At 72.6% G+C, this 21,709-nt stretch carries 17 protein-coding genes and 1 pseudogene; 8 read left to right on the forward strand and 10 right to left on the reverse strand.

Going from position 1 to position 21,709, the window contains the following annotated elements:
* Both ACWDVB_RS24715 and ACWDVB_RS24720 read right to left on the reverse strand, forming a co-directional pair.
* A pseudogene (locus ACWDVB_RS24715) lies at positions 1 to 1,021 on the reverse strand (hypothetical protein); the annotation flags it as partial.
* A 157-nt stretch (positions 1,022 to 1,178) separates the two neighbouring features.
* On the reverse strand, positions 1,179 to 2,567 hold the full coding sequence (locus tag ACWDVB_RS24720; RefSeq protein ID WP_451518496.1) for a transcriptional regulator: 1,389 nt from the start codon (positions 2,565 to 2,567) through the stop codon (positions 1,179 to 1,181).
* A 368-nt stretch (positions 2,568 to 2,935) separates the two neighbouring features.
* Here ACWDVB_RS24720 and ACWDVB_RS24725 point away from each other — a divergent pair, with 368 nt between their 5' ends.
* The 5 genes from ACWDVB_RS24725 (at position 2,936) to ACWDVB_RS24745 (ending at position 8,506) form a co-directional block, all read left to right on the forward strand.
* Positions 2,936 to 3,583 (forward strand): bifunctional DNA primase/polymerase, encoded by a 648-nt coding sequence (locus ACWDVB_RS24725; protein ID WP_451518495.1) that lies wholly within the window; start codon positions 2,936 to 2,938, stop codon positions 3,581 to 3,583.
* A gap of 90 nt (positions 3,584 to 3,673) precedes the next feature.
* Complete coding sequence (locus ACWDVB_RS24730) at positions 3,674 to 4,450, forward strand: ABC transporter ATP-binding protein (protein WP_451518494.1); 777 nt, start codon at positions 3,674 to 3,676, stop codon at positions 4,448 to 4,450.
* Positions 4,447 to 6,051, forward strand: coding sequence for a transporter (locus tag ACWDVB_RS24735; protein ID WP_451518493.1), 1,605 nt, complete (start codon positions 4,447 to 4,449; stop codon positions 6,049 to 6,051). Before ACWDVB_RS24730 ends, ACWDVB_RS24735 begins: the two co-directional genes overlap by 4 nt.
* Before the next feature lie 79 nt (positions 6,052 to 6,130).
* A complete protein-coding gene (locus ACWDVB_RS24740) occupies positions 6,131 to 6,703 on the forward strand; it encodes a dihydrofolate reductase family protein (RefSeq protein WP_451518492.1) in 573 nt (190 codons plus the stop codon).
* A 429-nt stretch (positions 6,704 to 7,132) separates the two neighbouring features.
* Positions 7,133 to 8,506 carry a PAS domain-containing protein gene (locus ACWDVB_RS24745; RefSeq protein WP_451518491.1) on the forward strand — a complete coding sequence of 458 codons (1,374 nt, stop codon included), beginning with the start codon at positions 7,133 to 7,135 and terminating at the stop codon, positions 8,504 to 8,506.
* 60 nt (positions 8,507 to 8,566) lie between these two features.
* Here ACWDVB_RS24745 and ACWDVB_RS24750 read toward each other — a convergent pair whose 3' ends face one another.
* Positions 8,567 to 9,331 (reverse strand): SIS domain-containing protein, encoded by a 765-nt coding sequence (locus tag ACWDVB_RS24750; protein WP_451518490.1) that lies wholly within the window; start codon positions 9,329 to 9,331, stop codon positions 8,567 to 8,569.
* Between the two features lie 150 nt (positions 9,332 to 9,481).
* On the opposite strand from ACWDVB_RS24750, the gene ACWDVB_RS24755 reads away from it, so the two are divergent.
* Together ACWDVB_RS24755 and ACWDVB_RS24760 are read left to right on the forward strand one after the other, a co-directional pair.
* Positions 9,482 to 10,174, forward strand: a complete 693-nt coding sequence (locus ACWDVB_RS24755) for a metal-dependent transcriptional regulator (RefSeq protein WP_451518489.1) — start codon at positions 9,482 to 9,484, stop codon at positions 10,172 to 10,174.
* A 572-nt stretch (positions 10,175 to 10,746) separates the two neighbouring features.
* Entirely contained in the window at positions 10,747 to 11,610 is an 864-nt protein-coding gene (locus ACWDVB_RS24760) for an alpha/beta fold hydrolase (protein WP_451518710.1), read from the forward strand.
* A 17-nt stretch (positions 11,611 to 11,627) separates the two neighbouring features.
* Here the strand turns inward: ACWDVB_RS24760 and pdxH are convergent, their stop codons facing one another.
* Positions 11,628 to 12,257 (reverse strand): pyridoxamine 5'-phosphate oxidase, encoded by a 630-nt coding sequence (pdxH, locus tag ACWDVB_RS24765; protein ID WP_451518749.1) that lies wholly within the window; start codon positions 12,255 to 12,257, stop codon positions 11,628 to 11,630.
* A gap of 379 nt (positions 12,258 to 12,636) precedes the next feature.
* On the opposite strand from pdxH, the gene ACWDVB_RS24770 reads away from it, so the two are divergent.
* Positions 12,637 to 13,737 carry a citrate synthase 2 gene (locus ACWDVB_RS24770; RefSeq protein WP_451518711.1) on the forward strand — a complete coding sequence of 367 codons (1,101 nt, stop codon included), beginning with the start codon at positions 12,637 to 12,639 and terminating at the stop codon, positions 13,735 to 13,737.
* A 31-nt stretch (positions 13,738 to 13,768) separates the two neighbouring features.
* Here the strand turns inward: ACWDVB_RS24770 and ACWDVB_RS24775 are convergent, their stop codons facing one another.
* The 6 genes from ACWDVB_RS24775 to ACWDVB_RS24800 are packed head-to-tail and all read right to left on the reverse strand — an operon-like array spanning position 13,769 to position 21,526.
* On the reverse strand, positions 13,769 to 14,386 hold the full coding sequence (locus ACWDVB_RS24775) for a TetR/AcrR family transcriptional regulator (RefSeq protein WP_451518712.1): 618 nt from the start codon (positions 14,384 to 14,386) through the stop codon (positions 13,769 to 13,771).
* A complete protein-coding gene (locus ACWDVB_RS24780; protein ID WP_451518713.1) occupies positions 14,371 to 15,108 on the reverse strand; it encodes an enoyl-CoA hydratase family protein in 738 nt (245 codons plus the stop codon). Before ACWDVB_RS24780 ends, ACWDVB_RS24775 begins: the two co-directional genes overlap by 16 nt.
* A 9-nt stretch (positions 15,109 to 15,117) precedes the next feature.
* On the reverse strand, positions 15,118 to 16,329 hold the full coding sequence (locus ACWDVB_RS24785; protein ID WP_451518714.1) for an acyl-CoA dehydrogenase family protein: 1,212 nt from the start codon (positions 16,327 to 16,329) through the stop codon (positions 15,118 to 15,120).
* Complete coding sequence (locus tag ACWDVB_RS24790) at positions 16,326 to 18,206, reverse strand: ATP-binding protein (protein WP_451518715.1); 1,881 nt, start codon at positions 18,204 to 18,206, stop codon at positions 16,326 to 16,328. The genes ACWDVB_RS24785 and ACWDVB_RS24790 overlap by 4 nt, the downstream gene beginning before the upstream one ends.
* An 18-nt stretch (positions 18,207 to 18,224) precedes the next feature.
* On the reverse strand, positions 18,225 to 19,823 hold the full coding sequence (locus ACWDVB_RS24795) for an acyl-CoA carboxylase subunit beta (RefSeq protein WP_451518716.1): 1,599 nt from the start codon (positions 19,821 to 19,823) through the stop codon (positions 18,225 to 18,227).
* A complete protein-coding gene (locus tag ACWDVB_RS24800; protein WP_451518717.1) occupies positions 19,820 to 21,526 on the reverse strand; it encodes an acyclic terpene utilization AtuA family protein in 1,707 nt (568 codons plus the stop codon). Before ACWDVB_RS24800 ends, ACWDVB_RS24795 begins: the two co-directional genes overlap by 4 nt.
* Between the last annotated feature and the right edge of the window lie 183 nt (positions 21,527 to 21,709).

A 21,709-nucleotide genomic window follows, 5' to 3' on the forward strand; every position in this document is an offset into this window, starting at 1 on the left:
CGCCATGGCCAGGCTGAGAGTCGTACTCAGGCTGGACGTCGTACGCGGGCTGGACGCTGTGGCCGGGCTGGGTTCCCTGCACGGGCTGAGCGCCATGGCCGGGCTGAGGACCGTACCCAGGCTGGGCACCGCGCGCGGGCTGGACGCCATGGCCAGGCTGAGAGTCGTACTCAGGCTGGACGTCGTACGCGGGCTGGACGCTGTGGCCGGGCTGGGTTCCCTGCACGGGCTGAGCGCCATCGCCGGGCTGAGGACCGTACCCGGGCTGGGCACCGCGCGCGGGCCGGACGCTGTGGCCAGGCTGGGCCCCATGCGCGGGCTGAGCACCGTGGCCGAGCTGAGGGTCGAACCCAGGCTGGGCACCGTGCGCGGGCTGGACGCCGTGGCCAGGCTGGGCCCCATGCGCGGGCTGAGGGTCGTATCCAGGCTGGACACCGTGCGGGGGTTGGACGCCGTGGCCAGGCTGGGGCCCATGCGCGGGCTGGGCGCCGTAGCCGGGCTGGGCACCATACCCCTGCTGGCCGCCGTACGAAGCGTCGCCCTGGGCGGGCTGCGCGGCAGGAACGCCTTGCCCGGGCGGGGCGGCATATCCCTGCCCGCCCTGCTCAGGCTGAGCGGCGTAGCCCTGCGCAGCCGACTGCCCAGGCTGAGCAGCGTAGCCCTGCGCGGCCTGCTCAGGCTGAGCGGCGTAGCCCTGCCCGCCCTGCTCAGGCTGCGCGGCGTGGTCCTGGGCGGGCTGAGGGACGTAGGCCTGCTGGGCGTCGTACGAGGCGTTCGCGTCCTCCGGGGGGAGGGGCATCGCCTGGGGCTGTCGGCCGTCCCACGGCTGGGGGCGGCCGTCCTCGGGGCCCCACGGCTGGCCCCACGGCGTGCCGCCCGCCGGGGTGGTCTGCCGGCCCGCGGTGCCGGGAAGCAGTGGCTCGCTGCCGTCCGCGGGCAGCACGACGCCCTCGTGGGCGGGCCGGTCCGCGGGCTGCCGCGGATCGGAGGAAGCAGCGCCCTGACCGCTCTGCTGCGTCACCGGGACTCCTACACATGGGGGACCTACGGAACCGTCGGCTCACGCTACCGGGTCCCCGCAGCCCTCTGCCACGCAGCCAGGGGCGGCGTCTCCTGCCCAGTGGTGGGAGTAACAAAACCTTTCACGCGTACGCTGATACAGGGCGCGCCCCCGCGCCTCACGCCGCCTGCACGTCGACCCGCGCTCCGAACTCCCGTACCACCGGCTCCTCCTGGTAAGGCTCCAGGCGCTGCTGGAAGTCCTCCAGGTAGTCCGCGCCGCGGTTGGACCGCAGCGTGCCGAGGAGCTCCACGGCCTTCATGCCCGTGTGGCACGCCTGTTCCACCTCGCGCCGCTGCACCTGCGCCGTGGCGAGCAGGACCAGGCCGATCGCGCGGCGCCGGGCCCGCGTCTCCGGATGTCCGTCCAAAGACTCCTGCGCGCTGCGCGCCGCCGCCTCGGCCTGCCCCAGGTCCCGGTGACAATGCGCCATTTCATCGGCCAGATACGCATGGTCGAAGTGCTGGATCCACACCGGGTCGTCACCGGAGTCAGCCTCGCCGGCCGCCCGGTCCATCGCCTCGGTCGCGCGTCCCGCCACCGCCTGCGTGGCCCGCGCGTCCCCGAGCAGCGCGTGCCCGCGTGCCTCGGCGGCGCAGAACATCGACTCCACGCGGGGCGTGACCCGCCCGCGCGTCCCCTCCTGCGCGGCCCGCGCCAACTGCGCGATCTCGCGCGGGTTCCCGAGCTGGGCGGCGAGATGGCTCATCGACGCCGCCAGCACGTACCCGCCGTATCCCCGGTCCCCGGCCGCCTGGGCGAGCCGCAGCGCCTGGATGTAGTACCGCTGGGCGAGACCCGGCTGGCCCGTGTCCACGGCCATGTAGCCCGCCAGCTCCGTCAACCGGGCGACCGCCGCGAACAGTTCCCGCCCGACCGCCTCCCGGTAGGAGCCCGCGAGCAGCCCGGAGACCACGGAGTTGAGGTAGTGCACGACGACGGGCCGCACATGACCGCTCCCGTACTGGTGGTCGAGGCGGGTCAGTGCCTCCGTCATCGCCTTGACCGCCGCCACGTCCGCCATCCCGACGCGCGGCCCGGCGGTCCGTCCGACCTGCGGGTCCGGTGAGGAGATCAGCCAGTCGCGGCTGGGCTCGACGAGCGCGGAGGCGGCCACGGTCGAACCGGAGAGGAAGTCCCGGCGGCCCACGTCGCTGCGCCACAGCTCGCAGACCTGCTCGATGGCGCCGAGGACGGTCGGCGAGAACTGCAGTCCCACACCGGAGGCGAGGTTCTTGCCGTTCGCCATGCCGATCTCGTCGATGGTGACGGTGCGGCCCAGCTTGCGGCCGAGCGCCTCCGCGATGATGGCGGGTGCCCGGCCGCGCGGCTGCTGCCCGCGCAGCCAGCGGGCCACCGACGTCTTGTCGTAGCGCAGATCGAGACCGTGCTCCGCGCCGCACATGTTGACCCTGCGGGCGAGGCCGGCGTTGGAGCAGCCGGCTTCCTGGATGAGCGCTTGCAGCCGTTCGTTGGGCTGCCGCGCGACGAGAGGCCTGGCGGCCATGGCGTACCCCCTGTGTGCACCGTGGACCATCGGATACGGGGCGGCCGCCGGGGCCGCCTCACGACGATCAATGCCCTTGGGGCAAGGCGAAGATGCGCCACGAAAGAGGCATAAGAAGCCATGAAGAACCACAAGTAAGAAGATGTACGGATCTGCTCGGAGTTCCTCAGAGGCTTCCTCGGAGGCTCCCTCCGAGGCGTCTTCCGGTTGCCCTTGACCTGGCTACCCGCACATGGATGCCATTTCCCCCGCGCGCCCCCACCCGTGCACCCGTGCGCCCGTTCGCAGGATCGATGCCCCTCCCCCGCCCTCGCGTGCGCCCGTAACCCGGGGTGGCGGCGGGAGTTGAGAACTCCGTGGAAGAGACCATGGGAGTCACGTCAGCCGCGCAGATCCCGAAGCAGCGCGGAGCAGCCTTGCTGGACACGGCCGTGCGATACGCGGAGGAGCGTCACTGGGACATCTTCCCCGGTACATGGCTGGAGGATGCCGAGGGCACCGAGCGGTGCTCGTGCGGCAGCGCCGTGTGCGCCTCCCCCGGCGCACATCCGGCGCGCGAGGACTGGCCGACCCAGGCCACCGGCAGCGCGACCGTGGCCCGGCGGCTGTGGCAGAAGCAGCCCAGGGCGTCGATCCTGCTGCCCACGGGGCGTACGTTCGACGCGATCGACGTGCCGGAGACCGCCGGGTTCCTCGCGCTCGCCCGCATGGAGCGCATGGAGCTCACGCTCGGCCCCGTGACGTGCACGCCGGACCGGCGCATGCAGTTCTTCGTACTCCCCGGGGCCACCGCCAAGGTCCCCGACCTCGTACGCAAACTGGGCTGGCCACCGGCCGCCATCGACCTGGTCACGCTCGGCGAGGGGGCCTACGTGGCCGCTCCCCCGACCCGCTTCGGCGCCTCGGGCGCCGTCCAGTGGGCCTGCCGCCCGACCGCCGCCAACCGCTGGCTGCCGGACGCGGAGGAGATCATCTCCCCGCTGGCGTACGCGTGCGGCAGGGAAGCCCGCCGCTGAGCCGTCCGCCGCACCCGTGGGCCGCCTCCGACGTATCGTGCGGACACGGCTGACACGGCGAAGGCGGCGAAGGCGGCGAAGGGCGGCACAGTGACCGAGGCGGCGGCGGTACGGGTCCAGGGACTCTGGAAGCGGTTCGGCGAGCAGGTCGCGGTGGCCGGGATCGATCTGGCCCTGCCCGCGGGGAAGTTCATCGGTCTGGTCGGGCCCAACGGCGCCGGGAAGACCACCACCCTCTCCATGGTCACCGGACTGCTCAGGCCGGACCAGGGCACCGTCGAGGTCGTCGGCCACGACGTGTGGCGCGACCCCGTCGAGGTCAAGGCCCGTATCGGCGTACTCCCCGAGGGTCTGCGGCTCTTCGAGCGGCTCTCGGGGCGCGAACTCCTCGCGTACACCGGGCGGCTGCGCGGACTGCCCGGCGCGGAGGTCGACAAGCGCGCCACCCAGCTCCTCGACGTACTCGATCTCGCCGGTGCCCAGCACAAGCTGGTCGTCGACTACTCCACCGGCATGCGCAAGAAGCTCGGCCTGGCCGCGGCGCTGCTCCACAACCCCGAAGTGCTCTTCCTCGACGAGCCGTTCGAGGGCGTCGACCCCGTCTCGGCCCAGACGATCCGCGGCGTCCTGGAGCGCTACACCGCCTCCGGCGCCACCGTCGTCTTCTCCTCCCACGTCATGGAGCTGGTCGAGTCGCTGTGCGACTGGGTCGCCGTGATGGCCGCCGGCCGCATCCGCGCGCAGGGCACCCTCGCCGAGGTGCGCGGCTCGGCGCCCTCCCTCCAGCGGGCGTTCCTCGAACTCGTCGGCGCGAACGGCCGCGACACGGCCTCCGACCTCGACTGGCTGGGCGGCGGGACCCGATGACGGCCTCCGCGGGCACAGCGGCGATCACCCCCGTCTTCGTACGGCTGAAGCTGTCGCTCCTGCGCAACGGGCTACGGCAGTCGGCCGGACGCCGGGCCGCCTACATCGCGTCGGTCGCCCTCACCCTCCTCGTCGCCGCGCTCCAGCTCCTCGGCCTGATCGTGCTGCGCGGCAACACGCACGCCGCCACTCTCTGCGTGCTCCTCGTCGGCGTCCTCGCCCTCGGCTGGGCGGTCATGCCGCTGTTCTTCCCCAGCGGCGACGAGACCCTCGACCCCACCCGCCTGGTGATGCTGCCGCTGCGCCCCCGCCCGCTGGTGCGGGCGCTGCTCGTGGCGTCGCTGGTCGGCATCGGCCCGCTGTTCACGCTCTGCCTGGCCGTCGGCGCGACGATCGCGCTGGCGCGCGGCGCGGCGGCCGCCGTCACGGGCGTCCTGGCGAGCGCCCTCACCCTCCTCATCTGCGTCGCCCTGGCCCGCGCGGTCGCCGCCGCCAACATCCGCCTCCTCACCAGCCGCAAGGGCCGCGACCTCGCTGTCCTGAGCGGTCTGGTCATCGCGGTCGGCGCGCAGGCCGTGAACTTCGGGGCGCAGAAGCTGGGTTCGTCCGGGCTCTCCACCCTCGACCCGGCGGCGGCCGCCGTCCGCTGGATCCCGCCGGGCGCGGCGCTCGGCGCGGTGGACTCGGTGAGCGAGGGCTCGTACGCGACAGGGGCCGCCCAACTCGCCCTGTCGGCGGCCGCCTTGCTGGCGCTGCTCGCCCTCTGGCAGCGCAGCCTGACCCGTCTGATGACGGCGCCGGACGGCTCCACCCTGGCGGCGGCGGAACCGGAGAAGGGCACCTCACGCGCCTCCGGGCTCCTCGGCGGCCTGCTCCCCGCGGGCCGCACCGGCACCGTCATGGACCGCAGCCTGCGCTACGTCTGGCGTGACCCGAAGACGAAGGCGGCCTGGGTGACCTCCCTGGCCATCGGCCTCATCGTGCCGGTCTTCAACGCCCTCCAGGGCACCGGCTCGGTGTACTTCGCGTGCTTCGCGGCGGGGATGCTCGGCGTCCTGACGTACAACCAGTTCGGCCAGGACACCTCGGCGTTCTGGATGGTGGCGATGACGATCTCCTCGACACGCGACGCCTACGTGGAGCTGCGGGGCCGCACCCTGGCCCTCCTGGTCATCACCCTCCCCTACGCCGCCCTGGTCACCGTCATCACCACGGCCATGCTCGGCGACTGGCCCGCCCTGCCGGAGGTCATCGGCCTCTCCTTCGCGCTGCTCGGCGCGATGCTGGCCACGGGCGCCTGGTCCTCGACCCGCTTCCCGTACTCGATCCCGCAGGAGGGCTACAAGAACGTGGCCCCCGGCCAGGCGGGCCTCGCCTGGATCTCCATCTTCGGCGGCATGGTCGCGGCGGCCCTGCTCTGCGCCCCCGTCCTGGCCCTCACGATCTGGCTGCACGCCTCGGACGCGGCCTCCTCGACCTGGCTCCTGCTGCCCCTGGGCACGGCCTACGGCTGGGCGATCACCGAGGCGGGCCTGCGCCTCGCGGCTCCTCGGCTGGCCCGCCGCCTCCCGGAGATCCTCACGGCCGTCAGCAAGGGATAGCCGTCGACCGATGACTTTTCCGACGAACAACGGTCTGATGTGGTGAGCAGTTGATGAACGAGATACCGGGAGAACCAAGATGCGCACCCTGATCAGCACCGCCTTCGTCTCGCTCGACGGCGTCGTGGAGGCCCCCGGCGGCGAACCGGGCTACCGCAACTCGGGGTGGACCTTCAAGGACATGGAGTTCCTCCCGGAGGCCTTCGAGATCAAGGGCCGGGAGCAGCAGGAAGCCACCGCGATACTGCTGGGCCGGGTCAGCTACGAGGCGTTCAGCCCGGTCTGGCCGGGCATGGAGGACTTCGCCGGTTACAGGACGATGCCCAAGTACGTCGTCTCCGGCACCCTCGGCGACGACGACCTGGTGTCGGACTGGGGCCCGACCACGATCCTGCGCTCGCTCGACGAGGTGGCCGCGCTGAAGGAGACAGAGGGCGGCCCGATCATCGTCCACGGCAGCGCCACCCTCAACCGGAGCCTCTCGGACGCCGGGCTGATCGACCGCTACCACCTGCTCGTCTTCCCGCTGCTGCTCGGCGCGGGCAAGCGGCTGTTCAGCGACACGGACAAGGACACGCAGAAGCTGCGGCTCGTCGAGCACGAGGCGTACGCCAACGGCCTGCAGAAGAACGTCTTCGACGTCGTCCGCTGACCCGGCCCCGACTCCGGCCCCGGGCGGGTGCGGTGGCCGGGAACGCAGACGACCCGCGAGCCGTGGTTCCTGCCGCACCGGCGGAGCCGGGCGGAGGAAGCCGGCCGGACGTACCGGCGGCTCGCGGGTCGGGTGACTGCTTGGGAATAGGGCCGGCTGCACGCACAACACACGTGCTGGTCCGGCGCCGAATTCGAGTTGCGACGACGGGCCGCTAGCCCGCAGTCACCTCACGCGTCCGGTTTCCATACATCGGCCGAACCACCTCCCTTCTCGTGTGCGCACCACCCTAGGAACCGCCCCGGAAGCCGCACAACCGAATTTCCCGCACAACGATTTACCTCCGACTTCCGGGAACTCCCTGTGGAGGTGCGGCGCGGTCGAGTTGAATGATCTGAGAACGAGGACACGGCCTGCAGGGGGTTCCGGGTGAGTGCTTCGCGGCGGAGCGGAACTACTGACGAACTGGGCCCCGAGGAGCCCGAGCCCAGCGGGGCGGAGCTGCTCGCGGCGCTGTTGGACGGGATGGACGCGGCCTTGTGCGCGTTCGACGCCGACGGCGTGGTGACGCACTGGAACCGCGAGGCCGAGCGGATTCTCGGGTGGTCGGCGGCGGAGGCCGTCGGGCGGCGGGGATTCTCCGGGTGGGCCGTGCGGGCCGCCGACGCCGGGGAGATCGAGGGACGGCTGCTGTCGGCGATGGACGCGCCGGGGCGGCAGGTGCACGAGTTCGCCCTGGTGACCAAGGACGGCGGGCGGGTCCTCGTACGGATGCAGTCCGCGTCCGTGCGCGGCGGCGACGGCAAGCCCGCCGGGGTGTACTGCGCCTTCAGCGAGGTCCACGCTCAGATCGACCTGGAGCGGTCCATCGCCCTGAGCGAGGCGCTCTTCGAGAACGCCTCCTGGGGGGTGGTGCTCGTCGACGCGGACCTCCGCCCCGCCGTGGTGAACGAACACGCCGCCCGCGCCCTGGGACTCGGGCGTACGGCGGTCCTCGGACGGCCCCTCGCCGATCTGCTCGGGCAGGGCGTCGAGGAGCTGGAGAGCGCGCTGGCGCATGTGCTCGCCGAGGGGGCGCCGCCCGCCCCGGCCGAGCTGTGGGTGTCGGTGCGGGCCGGCGGCGGGCAGGAAGACGGGTTCGAGCGGCGGTGCTGGCGCAGCGGCTTTCTGCGGCTTGCCTCACCGCTCGCGGAGGAGCCGGTTCCGCTCGGTGTCGGCTGGCTCTTCCTGGACGTCACGGAGGCGAAGCTCACCGAGCAGGAGGCCTCGCAGCTCCGCTTCCGCTCCCAGCAGCTGCACCGGGCGGCGCGGGCCGCCGCCGAGTGCGAGGACCCCACGGAGGCGGCCACCGTCCAGCTCGACTTCGCGCTCGCCGGGTTCGCCGACCACGCCCTGGTGGACCTGGTGACCGGCGAGGAGCCGGTGCGGCTCGTGCGGGTCGCGGCGACGCCCACGGGGGTGCCGGGGCCGTGCCTGCCGGTGGCCATGGCGGGCATACCGGTCCGCTACCCCGAGGGGCATCCGGCGCCGCAGTGCGTGGAGCGGGCCGGGTCGGTGCGGGCCAGCGCGGGGGCGGCGGCGCCGGAGCGGGCCCGGGAGTGGGCGTGCGCCCGGCAGTGGCCGGAGGACACCGTGCACGCCCTGTGCGCGGTGCTGCGCAGCCGGGGGCGGACGCGGGGGGTCGTGACGTTCCTACGAGGTCCGGGGCGGGGTCAGTTCGAGCGGGCGGACGCGACGTACGCGGAGAGCGTCGCGGCGAGGGTCGCGGCCTCGCTCGACCTCGCCCAGGTGCTCGGTTCCTGATCCGCCTCCGCAAGGACCTTTCCCACCCACCCGCCGCTCCCCCGCAGACCCCGCAGACGGTCAGTGGCGGTAGAAGATCCGGTCCGCGTACTGCTGGAAGACCCGGCCGTTCCAGTCGTGGCCGCCGTCCACGTTCCCCGAACGGAGCAGCGGCGGCTGGATGCCCCGCTCGGCGAGCTGTTCCACCGCGGTGGCGGTCACCGCCTGCATCAGCGCGTTGGTGACGACGCTGGACGCGGGGCCGAACGGCGCGTCGACGCCGTCGAGGGACAGCTCCGCGTCCCCCACGGCGATCTTCGAGTCGATCACCACGTCGCAGTGGTCCCTCAGGAAGCTCCCGGAGACGTGCCGCGACCTGGTCTCGGTCGCGTACGCCACCGAGGTCACGCCGACGACCTTCAGGCCCAGCGCGCGGGCGTTCATCGCCATCTCCACCGGCAGGGAGTTCCGCCCGGAGAGCGAGATGATCACGAGTACGTCGCCGGGGCGGGCCGGCGAGGAGTCCAGTACGGCGCCCGCGAGGCCGTCGACGCGCTCCAGGGCGGAGCCCAGGGTGGCGGGCATCACGTCGACGCCGACGACGCCGGGCACGGCCAGGAGGTTCATCAGGGCGAGGCCGCCGGCGCGGTAGACGACGTCCTGCGCGGCGAGCGAGGAGTGTCCGGCGCCGAAGGCGAAAAGACGGCCGCCGGACGCGACCGCGTCGGCGAGCAGGGTGCCGGCCTCCGCGATGTTCCCGGACTCCTCGTCGCGGACCCGCTGGAGCAGGTCGATGGCGGCGTCGAAATACTGACCTGCCAGCTTGCTCTCGCTCTTGGAGCTCATTCGCATCACGTTGCGGTCTGGACCAGTGCCCTGTCAACACTGTCTCCGGACGGTCTGGGGCGGGTTTTCCCACGGCGCGGCACGGTTGTCAGTGGTATGCGTCAGACTTGAGGGCAGGGCCAGCGCACGAGCGAATTCTGAGGGGCACCCATGTCGGGGCTGATTGACACCACTGAGATGTATTTGCGCACCATCCTCGAGTTGGAGGAGGAAGGTGTCGTCCCCATGCGCGCCCGGATCGCCGAGCGGCTCGACCAGAGCGGACCGACGGTGAGCCAGACCGTGGCGCGCATGGAGCGCGACGGTCTGGTGGCGGTCGCCAGCGACCGGCACCTGGAGCTCACCGAGGAGGGCCGCCGCCTGGCCACCCGTGTGATGCGCAAGCACCGCCTGGCGGAGTGCCTGCTCGTCGATGTGATCGGGCTCGAATGGGAGCAGGTGCACGCCGAGGCGTGCCGCTGGGAGCATGTGATGAGCGAGGCCGTGGAGCGCCGCGTCCTGGAGCTCCTGCGTCACCCCACAGAGTCTCCGTACGGCAACCCGATCCCGGGCCTCGAGGAGCTGGGCGAGAAGGACGGCGCGGACCCGTTCCTGGACGAGGGCATGGTCTCCCTCACGGACCTCGATCCGGGCACCGAGGGCAAGACGGTCGTCGTGCGCCGCATCGGCGAGCCGATCCAGACGGACGCCCAGCTGATGTACACGCTGCGGCGGGCCGGTGTGCAGCCGGGCTCCGTGGTGAGCGTGACGGAGTCGGCGGGCGGCGTGCTCGTGGGCAGCAGCGGCGAGGCCGCGGAGCTGTCCTCGGAGATCGCCTCGCACGTCTTCGTCGCCAAGCGCTGAGCCACCGCGCGCACGCGGTGGCCGGCCCCCGTTCGGGGCGCAGGCCGCCGCGTGCGGACACTTCCGTCAACTTCCGCTACTGGAGGGGTAGTTGACGGGTCTACACGATCTCCACGAGATCTTGCGGAATCCAAGATTCAGTGTGCGGAATCGCAGCGCGCGAGCGTTTAGCGTGCGAGGCTGTCGCGAGAGGCATATGACCTGAGGGCTCTTGACCGTGTCGGCACCGGGTCTGGCCGCACGGCCGGAGAGGGGGCGGGAGGATGTGCCCGTCTGGTGGTCCTGGACGCGAGAGTCCCGGCGCCCGAAGGCGCCGGGACCTGTCCTCCCCTGTGCCGACCCGGAGCCCCGAGCTCTCAGAGTCGATCCCCACGGGCCGATATCCCCGAGCGGCCCGCTTCCCGATGAAGATCTCCCCTCGGCCACGCCCGTCAATCCTTGAGCGTGGTCACCCGAACGAGGGGTGTTACCGGCAATCCGCCCGCTTTCGAAAGGGAGTTCGATAGCGTGCGGGGGTGCGGGGCAGGACCAGGCGTGGATCCCGAGCGGAATCAAGGGGGGTGCCAGGAATCATGGTGCGGCGCATCGACGTGACGGGCGCGGGTGGCGTACGCCTAGCCGCCTGGGAGTTCGCCGATCCTCCCAAACTGAGGGAGGCCGAGGGAGCGCCGGGCGGCGTGCTCTTGCTGCACGGCTTGATGGGGCGCGCGTCCCACTGGGCGGGCACCGCCCGCTGGCTCTCCGAGCGGCACCGCGCGATCGCCCTCGACCAGCGCGGCCACGGCCGGAGCGAGAAGCCCTCGGAGGGGCCCTACACCCGCGAGGCGTACGTGGACGACGCCGAGGCCGTCCTCCTCCAGCTCGGTCTCGCGCCCGCCGTCCTCATCGGCCACTCCATGGGGGCGCTCACCGCCTGGCAGCTCGCCGCGCGCCGCCCCGACCTCGTCCGGGGCCTGATCATCTGCGACATGCGGGCCTCCGCGCTCGGCGCGGCCTCGCAGCGCGAGTGGGAGAACTGGTTCAAGTCCTGGCCCGTGCCGTTCGCGACGCTCGCCGACGTACGCAAGTGGTTCGGCGAGGACGACCCGTGGGTGGAGCGGCCCAATCCGGCGCGCGGCGAGTTCTTCACCGAGGTGATGGCCGAGGGCCCGGACGGCTGGCGGCCCGTGTTCGACCGCGCCCAGATGCTCAAGTCCCGCGAGCCGTGGGTGCACGACGCGCACTGGGAGGAGCTGATCCAGGTGCGCTGCCCCACGCTCGTCGTCCGCGGTCTGGACGGCGAGCTGGGCCGGGCCGAGTCCCAGGAGATGGTCCGTGTGCTGCCCCGCGGGGAGTACGCGGAGGTGGTCGACGCGGGGCACCTCGTCCACTACGACCAGCCGGGCGCTTGGCGCGCGGCGATCGAACCGTTTCTGGAAGGTGTGCTGCGGGGGTGACACCGGACGGGCTTGACCTAGGGGCTCAGGCGGTCCAGTCGCCAGCTCCTGCCGTCCCGGGTGTACCGCAGGCGGTCGTGCAGGCGGTTCCTGCGGCCCTGCCAGAACTCCACCGACTGTGGCGTCACGCGGAATCCGCCCCAGTTCGGCGGGGCGGGGACCTGTTCGCCCTCCGGGTAGCGGGCCGCCAAGTCGGCGTACGCGCGGTCCAGTTCGTCCCGTGAGGTGAGCACGGAGGACTGGGCGCTGGCCCAGGCGCCGAGCTGGGAGCCGTGCGGGCGGGTGCGGAAGTAGGCGACCGTCTCCTCGCGGCCGACGCGCGCGGCGGTGCCGGAGACGATGACCTGGCGGGCCATGGGGTGCCAGGGGAAGAGCAGTGAGACGTACGCGTTGGCGGCCAGCTCGTGGGCCTTGCGGGAGTCGTAGTTGGTGAAGAAGACGAAGCCCCGCTCGTCGAAGCCCTTGAGGAGCACCGTGCGCGAGCTCGGCCTGCCCTCGGCGTCGGCCGTGGAGACGACCATGGCGTTCGGTTCGTGCACGGCGTCCGTGTCGCGCGCCGCCTCCTTGAACCAGCGCGCGAACTGTTCCATGGGATCGGCGGGCAGCTCACTCTCGGCGAGGCCTTCGGTGACGTACTGCTCGCGCATGCCGGCCGGCTCGGGGAGAGATTCGGGGAAGGAGGCACTGGAGTCGGTCACACGGTCATCTTGCCGTATACGAAGGGGCGCCCGATGGGGCGTATCACACAGGAGGGAGGTGACCTGTGGCACTGAGTGCCGCATGCCATCGCCAAAGGTGGCACCAGGAGATATCGTCCTGCTGCCGAATCGGTTGGGTGACCACCAGCCTCACGGGGCATCACCGGGATGACCGCTTCGGACCGCGAGTCGTCGAATTCGCCGGACAAGGGCGCAATTGACCGCGGAACCGGATCGTAATCGCCCATCTTTGACACATGGTCATGAGCTGGTCGCAACCCACCCCTCCGCGAACCATCATGTCGAACCCATCACGAGGAGCCGCCTGATGTCCGACTTCGTACCCGGACTTGAAGGAGTCGTCGCGTTCGAGACGGAGATCGCCGAACCGGACAAGGAAGGCGGCGCGCTTCGCTACCGCGGCGTCGACATCGAGGATCTGGTCGGCCACGTCTCCTTCGGGAACGTGTGGGGCCTGCTCGTCGACGGCGCGTTCAACCCCGGTCTGCCGCCCGCCGAGCCCTTCCCGATCCCGGTGCACTCCGGGGACATCCGCGTCGACGTCCAGTCCGCGCTCGCGATGCTCGCCCCCGTGTGGGGACTGCGTCCGCTCCTCGACATCAGCGAGCAGCGGGCCCGCGAGGACCTGGCGCGCGCCGCCGTCATGGCCCTGTCCTACGTCGCCCAGTCGGCCCGCGGCCAGGGCCTGCCGATGGTTCCGCAGCGGGAGATCGACAAGGCGGAGACCGTCGTCGAGCGGTTCATGAAGCGGTGGCGCGGGGAGCCCGACCCCAAGCACGTCCAGGCCGTCGACGCGTACTGGACGTCGGCCGCCGAGCACGGCATGAACGCCTCCACCTTCACCGCCCGCGTCATCGCCTCCACCGGCGCGGACGTGGCGGCGGCGCTGTCCGGCGCGGTCGGCGCCATGTCCGGTCCGCTGCACGGCGGGGCGCCGTCCCGGGTCCTCGGCATGATCGAGGAGATCGAGCGCACGGGTGACGCGGTGGCGTACGTGAAGCAGGCGCTGGACAAGGGTGAGCGGCTGATGGGCTTCGGGCACCGGGTGTACCGGGCCGAGGACCCCCGTGCGCGGGTGCTGCGCCGCACCGCCCGTGAGCTGGGGGCGCCTCGCTTCGAGGTCGCGGAGGCACTGGAGAAGGCCGCCCTGGACGAGCTGCACGCGCGCCGGCCCGACCGTGTCCTCGCCACGAACGTGGAGTTCTGGGCGGCGATCGTCCTCGACTTCGCGGAGGTGCCGGCGCACATGTTCACGTCCATGTTCACGTGTGCGAGGACCGCCGGGTGGTCGGCGCACATTCTTGAGCAGAAGCGGACGGGGCGGCTGGTCCGGCCCTCGGCTCGGTATGTGGGACCCGGGTCACGGGGACCGCAGGCCATCGAAGGGTACGCGGACATCGCCCGCTGACGCCTCGGGGCTCCGCCCCGGACCCCGCTCCTCAAACGCCGGAGGGGCTGAATTTTCCGGTGAGCGCCCCCTCCACCAGGACCGTCCACTGGGCGATCACCCGGTCCCTGCGGGCGCGGTCGTCCGTGAGGAGGTTCGCGAGGCCCAGGCCCCGGGCCATGTCCAGAAGGCCCTGGATGGTCTCGCGGACGCCGGGGACGGACTCGTCGGCGCCCAGGAGCTCCACCGCGATGCGGTGCGTCTCGCGGCCCACGCGGGCCTCCAGCTCCGTGACCCGGGATCCGAGCTGGGGCTCGTTGGACGCGGCCACCCACAGGTGCAGCGCGGCACGGAAGAGGGGGCCGAGGTACAGATCGACCAGGGCCTCGACGACCGCCGCCCGGTCCTGCGCCCGCAGGCCGCGCAGGGCCGTGGAGCGCTGTTCGGCGACGTACTCGACGGCGGCGGTGAAGAGGTCCTCCCGGGTCGGGAAGTGGTGCTGTGCCGCGCCCCGCGAGACCCCGGCGCGCTCGGCGACCACCGAGACCGTGGAGCCCGCCCAGCCGTGCTCGGCGAGGCAGGAGACCGCGGCCTCCAGGAGCTTCTGCCGGGTCGCGCGGCTGCGGTCCTGCTTGGGCGCCCGGTCGGCGGTGGTCACAGCAGCACCCATGGGGGGTCCCGTCGTTCGAGGAACGCCCCCATGCCGTCCCGCGCCTCGGGGGAACCGAAGAGCCGCGCGGACAGGGCGAGGACGGCGTCCGAATGGTCGTCGAACGCGTCGAGCACCCTAGCCGTGAGCAGCTTCTTCGTCTCGGCCAGGGCGCCCGGCGCCGCCCGCCGCAGCCCGTCCAGGATCGGTTCGAGGCCCGTGTCCACGTCGGACGCGTACGCCGTGACGAGGCCGATCCGCGCCGCCTCCGCCGCGTCGAAGCGCTCCCCGGTGAGGCAGTAGCGGGAGGCGGCGTTCGCATCGAGGCGGGGCAGGAGGGGCAGGGAGATCACGGCGGGCGCGACGCCGATGCGGACCTCCGTGAGCGCGAACGACGCGGCGGGCCCGGCGACCGCCAGGTCGCACGCGCCGAGCAGCCCGAGCCCGCCCGCCCGGACATGGCCGTCCACCCGGGCGAGCACCGGTTTCGGCAGCTCCACGATCTGCCGGAGCAGCCGTACGAAGTCCCGGGGGTCCGGTGGCTCGCGCAGGTCGGCCCCGGCGCAGAACGTCGTCCCGGTGTGGGCCAGGACGATCGCGCGTACGCCGGGGTCCTCGCCGAGGTCGTGGAGCGCCTCGGCGAGGGCGCCCACCAGGTCCGCCGAGAGCGCGTTGCGACGCTCGGGGAAGTCCAGGCGGACAGTGGTGACGCCACGCGCCGGGGAGGAGACGACAAGGCTCATGGGCGCTCCTCAGTACGACTTGGGCAGGCCGAGCGTCTGGTGGGAGACGTAGTTGAGGATCATCTCCCTGCTGACGGGGGCGATCCGTGCCACCCGGGAGGCCACGATGAGCGAGGCGAGCCCGAACTCCTTGGTGAGGCCGTTGCCGCCGAGGGTGTGCACGGCCTGGTCGACGGCCTTCACACAGGCGTCGGCGGCGGCCAGCTTCGCCATGTTGGCGGCCTCGCCCGCGGCCATGTCGTCGCCCTCGTCGTAGAGCGCGGCGGCCTTCTGCATCATCAGGCGGGCCAGTTCGATGTCGATGTGGGACTGGGCGAGGGGGTGCGCGATGGCCTGGTGGGCGCCGATGGGCGTCTTCCAGACGGTGCGCTCACGGGCGTATGCGGTGGCGCGGTCCAGGGCGTAGCGGGCCATGCCGAGCGAGAAGGCGGCCGTCATGATCCGCTCGGGGTTCAGCCCGGCGAAGAGCTGGAGCAGCCCCGCGTCCTCGTCACCAACGAGCGCGTCGGGCGGCAGCCGTACGTCGTCCAGGACCAGCTCGAACTGTTTCTCCGGGGCCTGGAGCTCCATCTCGATCCGATGCCGCTGGAAGCCGGGGGCGTCGCGCGGGACGATGAACAGGCACGGCTTGAGGTTGCCGGTGCGGGCGTCCGACGTACGGCCGACGATGAGCGTGGCGTCGGCGATGTCGACGCCCGAGATGAACACCTTGCGGCCGGTCAGGAGCCAGTCGCCGGAGTCGGGGTCGCGGCGGGCCGTGGTGGTGATGCGGTGGGAGTTGGAGCCCGCGTCCGGCTCGGTGATGCCGAAGGCCATGGTGCGGGAGCCGTCGGCGAGGCCGGGCAGCCAGGCCCGCTTCTGCTCCTCGGTGCCGAAGCGGGCGATCACGGTGCCGCAGATCGCGGGCGAGACGACCATCATCAAAAGCGGGGAGCCCGCCGCGCCCAGCTCTTCGAGCACGATGGAGAGTTCGGAGATGCCGCCGCCCCCGCCGCCGTACTCCTCGGGCAGGTTCACGCCGAGGTAGCCGAGCTTGGCGGCGTCCGCCCACAGCTCGTCGGGGTGGCCGTCGCCCGCCACGACACGGGTCATGTAGGCGCGGCCGTAGCGCTTGCCGAGGGCCGCGACGGCGGCGCGCAGGGCCCGGTGCTCTTCGGTTTCCAGGACGGTGCGAGCGGAGCTGCGTGGGGTAATGCGTGCAGTGCTGCGAGCGGTGCTCATACGGACTCCTCCGGGGAAGCGGCCTGGACGACGGCGAGCAGCGCGCCTACCTCGACCTGGCGGCCGGGCACGGCGTGCAGCGCGGTGAGCGTGCCGGAGGCGGGAGCGCAGACGCGGTGCTCCATCTTCATGGCCTCCAGCCAGACGAGGGGCTGCCCGGCCGTGACCGGCGCGCCCTCGACGAGCCCTTCGGCGACCCGGACGACGGTGCCCGGCATCGGGGCGAGCAGCGAGCCGGGTGCGCGGCGCGCGGTGGGCTCGGGGAGCAGCGGCAGCGCGGTGAGGACGGTGTCGCCGCGCGGAGTGCTCACGTACACGCGCTCCCCGTACCGCGCGACCGCGAACTTCCTGCGTACCCCGTCCACTTCGAGCTCGACGAGTGTCGGCGTCACGGTGAGGACCCGCACCCTCTCGGCGGTCAGGCCGCCCCGGGTGTGGTCGTAGCGGACCTCGTGCTCGGTGCCGTCGGGCTCGGTGCGGTAGCGCTTGAGGTGGGGCTGCGAGCGGAGGTTGCGCCAGCCGCCGAACCGGGAGCGGCCGTGCGCGTCGGCGAGGGCGGCGGCGAGCGGGGCCTGTGGGTCGGGCGGGGCGGCGGCGAGTTCGGTGGCGTACCGGTCGTAGAAGCCGGTGTCCATGCGGGCGTCGGTGAACTCGGGGTGGCGCAGGGAGCGTACGAGCAGGTCGCGGTTGGTGACCGGCCCGTGGACGTCGGCCCGCTCCAGCGCGCCCGCCAGCTTGCGCACGGCCTGTGCGCGGGTGGGCGCGTACGCGATGGCCTTGGCGAGCATCGGGTCGTAGTGGACGCCGATCGTGTCGCCGTCCGTGTAGCCCGTGTCCAGGCGGACGACGCCCGGCACGTCCAGGCGGTGCAGGGTGCCGGTCTGCGGAGCCCAGCCGGCCGCCGGGTCCTCGGCGTACAGACGGGCCTCGACGGCGTGCCCGCGTGCGGGCGGCGGGTCCTTCTCCAGGGCGATTCCCTCGGCGATCTGGAGCTGCAGCGCGACGAGGTCGAGCCCGAACACTGCCTCCGTGACGGGGTGTTCGACCTGGAGGCGGGTGTTCATCTCCAGGAAGTGCGCCCGCCCGTCCCGCGTGACGAGGAACTCGGCCGTGCCCGCGCCCCGGTACCCGGTCACGCGCGCGGCCCGTACCGCCTGCGCGTGCAGCTCGGCGACCAGGTCCGGGGCGAGGCCCGGCGCCGGGGACTCCTCGATGACCTTCTGGTGCCTGCGCTGGAGGGTGCAGTCGCGGGTGCCGAGCGTCCACACGGTGCCGTGCGCGTCGGCCATCACCTGCACCTCGACGTGCCGGCCGCCCTCGACGTACGGCTCGACGAACACCTCGCCGTCACCGAAGGCACCGGCCGCCTCGGCGCGCGCCGCCGCCAGCTCCCCCGCCAGATCCGCCATGTCCCGTACGACGCGCATGCCGCGCCCGCCGCCCCCTGCCGCCGCCTTCACCAGGACCGGCAGATCGGCCTCGGTGACGTCGCCGAGCGGCTCGACGCCCATCAGCTCCTTGGCGCGCGTCTTGGACGCCATCGCCTCGATCGCCTCCGGGGGCGGGCCGATCCAGACGAGGCCCGCGTCCAGGACGGCGCGCGCGAAGCCCGCGTTCTCGGAGAGGAAGCCGTAGCCGGGGTGGACGGCGTCGGCGCCCGCGGCCTGCGCCGCCTTCACGACGAGGTCGCCGCGCAGATACGTCTCGGAGGGCGCCGCGCCGGGCAGCCGTACCGCCGTGTCCGCCTCCCGCACGTGCAGGGCGCCCGCGTCGGCGTCGGAGTGGACGGCGACCGTGGCGATGCCGAGGTCGCGGCAGGTGCGGAAGACGCGGCAGGCGATCTCGCCGCGGTTGGCCACCAGTACTGACTTGATCATGGTCACTGCCTCACACCCTCACATTCGGAAGACGCCGAAGCCGCCGCGCGCGCCTTCGTAGGGGGCCGTATGGATCGCGGACAGGCACAGGCCGAGGACGGTGCGGGTGTCGCGCGGGTCGATGACCCCGTCGTCGTAGAGCCGCCCGGAGAGGAACATCGGCAGCGACTCGGCTTCGATCTGCTGCTCCACCATGGCGCGCAGCCCCGCGTCGGCCTCGTCGTCGTAGGGCTGCCCCTTGGCTGCGGCGGACGCGCGGGCGACGATCGACAGGACCCCGGCGAGCTGCTGCGGGCCCATGACGGCGGACTTCGCGCTGGGCCAGGCGAAGAGGAAGCGCGGGTCGTAGGCGCGCCCGCACATGCCGTAGTGCCCGGCGCCGTACGAGGCGCCCATGAGGACGGACAGGTGCGGTACGCGCGAGTTGCTGACCGCGTTGATCATCATGGCGCCGTGTTTGATGATGCCGCCCTGCTCGTACTCCTTGCCGACCATGTAGCCGGTGGTGTTGTGCAGGAAGAGGAGCGGGATGTCGCGCTGGTTCGCCAGCTGGATGAACTGGGCGGCCTTCTGGGACTCCTCGCTGAACAGCACGCCCTGCGCGTTGGCGAGGACACCGACCGGGTAGCCGTGGAGGGCGGCCCACCCCGTGGTGAGGCTCGTGCCGTACAGCGGTTTGAACTCGTCGAAGTCGGAGCCGTCGACGATGCGGGCGATGACCTCGCGGGGGTCGAAGGGCTTCTTCAGGTCGCCGGGCACGATGCCGAGGAGTTCGTCCTCGTCGTACATGGGCGGCTCGGCGGTGCCCGGTTCCGCGTACGCCTTGCGCCAGTTGAGACGGGAGACGACCCTGCGCGCCTGCCGCAGCGCGTCGCGCTCGTCCTCGGCGAGGTAGTCGGCGAGGCCGGAGGTGCGGGCGTGCATCTCGGCGCCGCCGAGCGACTCGTCGTCGCTCTCCTCGCCGGTCGCCATCCTCACCAGCGGCGGCCCGCCGAGGAAGACCTTCGCCCGCTCCTTCACCATGATCACGTGGTCGCTCATGCCGGGGACGTAGGCGCCGCCGGCGGTCGAGTTCCCGAAGACGACGGCGATCGTCGGAATCCCGGCCGCCGAGGACTGCGTGAGGTGCTTGAACAGGGCGCCGCCCGGGATGAAGATCTCCTTCTGGGAGGGCAGGTCCGCGCCTCCCGACTCCACGAGGTGGATCGACGGCAGCCGGTTGGCGTGCCCGATCTCATGCGCCCGGAAGGCCTTCTTCAGCGTCCAGGGGTTGGAGGCGCCGCCCCTGACCGTCGGGTCGTTGGCGGTGATCAGACACTCGACGCCCTCGACGACACCGATGCCGGTGACCATGGAGGCGCCGACGGGGTAGTCGCTGCCCCACGCGGCCAGCGGGGACAGTTCCAGGAACGGCGTGTCCGGGTCGAGGAGCAGCTCGATCCGCTCCCGGACCAGCAGCTTGCCTCGTTCGCGATGCCGTTGGACGTACTTCTCGCCGCCGCCCTCCAGGGCCTTGGCCTGCTCGGCGTCGAGTGCGGCCAGCTTCTCCAGCATGGCGGCGCGGTGCTCGGCGTACTCGGCGCTCGCGGGGTCGAGCGCGGAGGCGAGGACGGTCACAGCAGGACCTCCGGTATGTCCAGGTGGCGGGCGCGCAGCCACTCGCCGAGGCCCTTGGCCTGCGGGTCGAAGCGCGCCTGCGCGGCGACGCCCTCGCCGAGCAGGCCCTCCACGACGAAGTTCAGGGCGCGCAGATTGGGCAGGTCATGGCGCACGACGGTCAAGTCGGCGGTCTCCGGGAGGAGTTCCCGGAAGCGGTCGACCGTCAGTTCGTGGGCGAGCCACCGCCAGGCGTCGTCGGTGCGCGCCCACACGCCGACGTTGGCGTCCCCGCCCTTGTCGCCGCTGCGGGCCCCGGCGACGAGGCCGAGGGGCACGCGGCGGGTGGGCACGGGCGGCAGGGGTTCGGGCAGCGGTGGCGGTTCCACTTCCTCCGGTACGAGGGTGTCGTCGCCGGACGGTACGGGGCGCCGCTCCCCGTCCGGCAGCACGGCCACGTGCGCGACGCCGGACCGGTCGACGTACGCCGCCTCGAAGACGCCGTAGGGCGCGCCCCTGCCGGGCGGCGCGGTCACGTGGAAGCCGGGGTAGCTGCCGAGGGCGAGTTCGACGGCGGCGCCGCTGAGGGCGCGGCCCACCGTGTCCGCGTCCGGGTCGCGCACGACGAGCCGCAGCAGGGCGGACGCGGTCTCCTCGGTGGCCGCGTCCGCGCGGTCGGTGCGGGCCAGCTCCCACCGCACCTCGGCGGGGCGGGACTCGGCGCGGTCGAGGGCGTCCTCCATTTGGGCGCGGACGAGCGCGGCCTTGGCCTCGGTGTCCAGTCCCGTGAGGACGAGGACGACCTCGTTGCGGAAGCCTCCGATCCGGGTCAGCCCGGCCTTCAGGGTGGGCGGCGGGGCCTCGCCGCGCACGCCGTCGATCCGTACGCGGTCCGGGCCCTCCTGGGTGAGGACGGCCGTGTCGAGCCGGGCGGTGACGTCCGGGCCCGCATAGCGGGCGCCCGCCGTCTCGTAGAGGAGCTGCGCGGTGACCGTGCCGACGTCGACGAAGCCGCCGGTGCCGTCGTGCTTGGTGATGACGGCCGAGCCGTCCTCGTGGATCTCGGCGAGCGGGAAGCCGGGGCGGCGTACGGACGTGGGGTCGTACTCGGCGAAGAAGGCGTAGTTGCCGCCGGTGGCCTGCGTCCCGCACTCCAGGACGTGCCCGGCGACGACCGCGCCCGCGAGCCGGTCGTACGCGGTCGGCTCCCACCCGAAGTGGGCGGCGGCGGGTCCGGTGACCAGGGCGGCGTCGGTCACGCGTCCGGTGACGACGATGTCGGCGCCCGCGCTCAGGCACGCCGCGATTCCGGCGCCGCCGAGGTAGGCGTGGGCGGTGAGGGCGCGGGGGAAGCGGCCGTCCGGCCCCCCTAGGTCGTCGCCCTCGACGTGCGCGACCCGCGCGGGGACGCCGAGCCGTGCGGCCAGCTCACGCACGGCGTCGGCGAGCCCGGCCGGATTGAGCCCGCCCGCGTTGACGACGATCTTCACGCCCCGCTCGTGGGCGGTGCCGAGGCACTCCTCCAGCTGCCGCAGAAACGTCTTGGCGTACCCGCGCGTGGGGTCCTTGAGCCGGTCACGACCGAGGATGAGCATGGTCAACTCGGCGAGGTAGTCACCGGTGAGGACGTCGAGGGGGCCACCGCTGAGCATCTCGCGCATCGCGTCGAAGCGGTCACCGTAGAAGCCGGAGGCGTTGCCGATGCGGAGGGGGGGTGGGGTCATCGGTCGGCTTCCTGGCGGGGGTTGCGTAGCTTGCATGGGTCGCGTGACTCGCGCGGATCGCCCGAATCGGGTGGCTCATGCGGCCCGCCCGGGCCTCTCGAATCGCGCGGCTCGCGCGAATCACGTGACTCGCTCCGCGCACGCGACTCGTGCGGGTCCTGCGGCTCGTGCAGCTCGCGCGGC

Source organism: Streptomyces sp. NPDC003379 (assembly GCF_053589195.1).

Coding starts and splice junctions, on each gene's coding strand:
- pdxH (WP_451518749.1), bottom strand. CDS start 12,257: ATGCGCGAGCAGTACGTCACCGAAGGCCTCGCCGAGAGTGAGCTGCCC.
- ACWDVB_RS24800 (WP_451518717.1), bottom strand. CDS start 21,526: ATGACCCCACCCCCCCTCCGCATCGGCAACGCCTCCGGCTTCTACGGT.
- ACWDVB_RS24735 (WP_451518493.1), top strand. CDS start 4,447: ATGACGGCCTCCGCGGGCACAGCGGCGATCACCCCCGTCTTCGTACGG.
- ACWDVB_RS24725 (WP_451518495.1), top strand. CDS start 2,936: ATGGGAGTCACGTCAGCCGCGCAGATCCCGAAGCAGCGCGGAGCAGCC.
- ACWDVB_RS24740 (WP_451518492.1), top strand. CDS start 6,131: ATGCGCACCCTGATCAGCACCGCCTTCGTCTCGCTCGACGGCGTCGTG.
- ACWDVB_RS24760 (WP_451518710.1), top strand. CDS start 10,747: ATGGTGCGGCGCATCGACGTGACGGGCGCGGGTGGCGTACGCCTAGCC.
- ACWDVB_RS24770 (WP_451518711.1), top strand. CDS start 12,637: ATGTCCGACTTCGTACCCGGACTTGAAGGAGTCGTCGCGTTCGAGACG.
- ACWDVB_RS24755 (WP_451518489.1), top strand. CDS start 9,482: ATGTCGGGGCTGATTGACACCACTGAGATGTATTTGCGCACCATCCTC.
- ACWDVB_RS24775 (WP_451518712.1), bottom strand. CDS start 14,386: ATGGGTGCTGCTGTGACCACCGCCGACCGGGCGCCCAAGCAGGACCGC.
- ACWDVB_RS24780 (WP_451518713.1), bottom strand. CDS start 15,108: ATGAGCCTTGTCGTCTCCTCCCCGGCGCGTGGCGTCACCACTGTCCGC.
- ACWDVB_RS24750 (WP_451518490.1), bottom strand. CDS start 9,331: ATGAGCTCCAAGAGCGAGAGCAAGCTGGCAGGTCAGTATTTCGACGCC.
- ACWDVB_RS24785 (WP_451518714.1), bottom strand. CDS start 16,329: ATGAGCACCGCTCGCAGCACTGCACGCATTACCCCACGCAGCTCCGCT.
- ACWDVB_RS24720 (WP_451518496.1), bottom strand. CDS start 2,567: ATGGCCGCCAGGCCTCTCGTCGCGCGGCAGCCCAACGAACGGCTGCAA.
- ACWDVB_RS24790 (WP_451518715.1), bottom strand. CDS start 18,206: ATGATCAAGTCAGTACTGGTGGCCAACCGCGGCGAGATCGCCTGCCGC.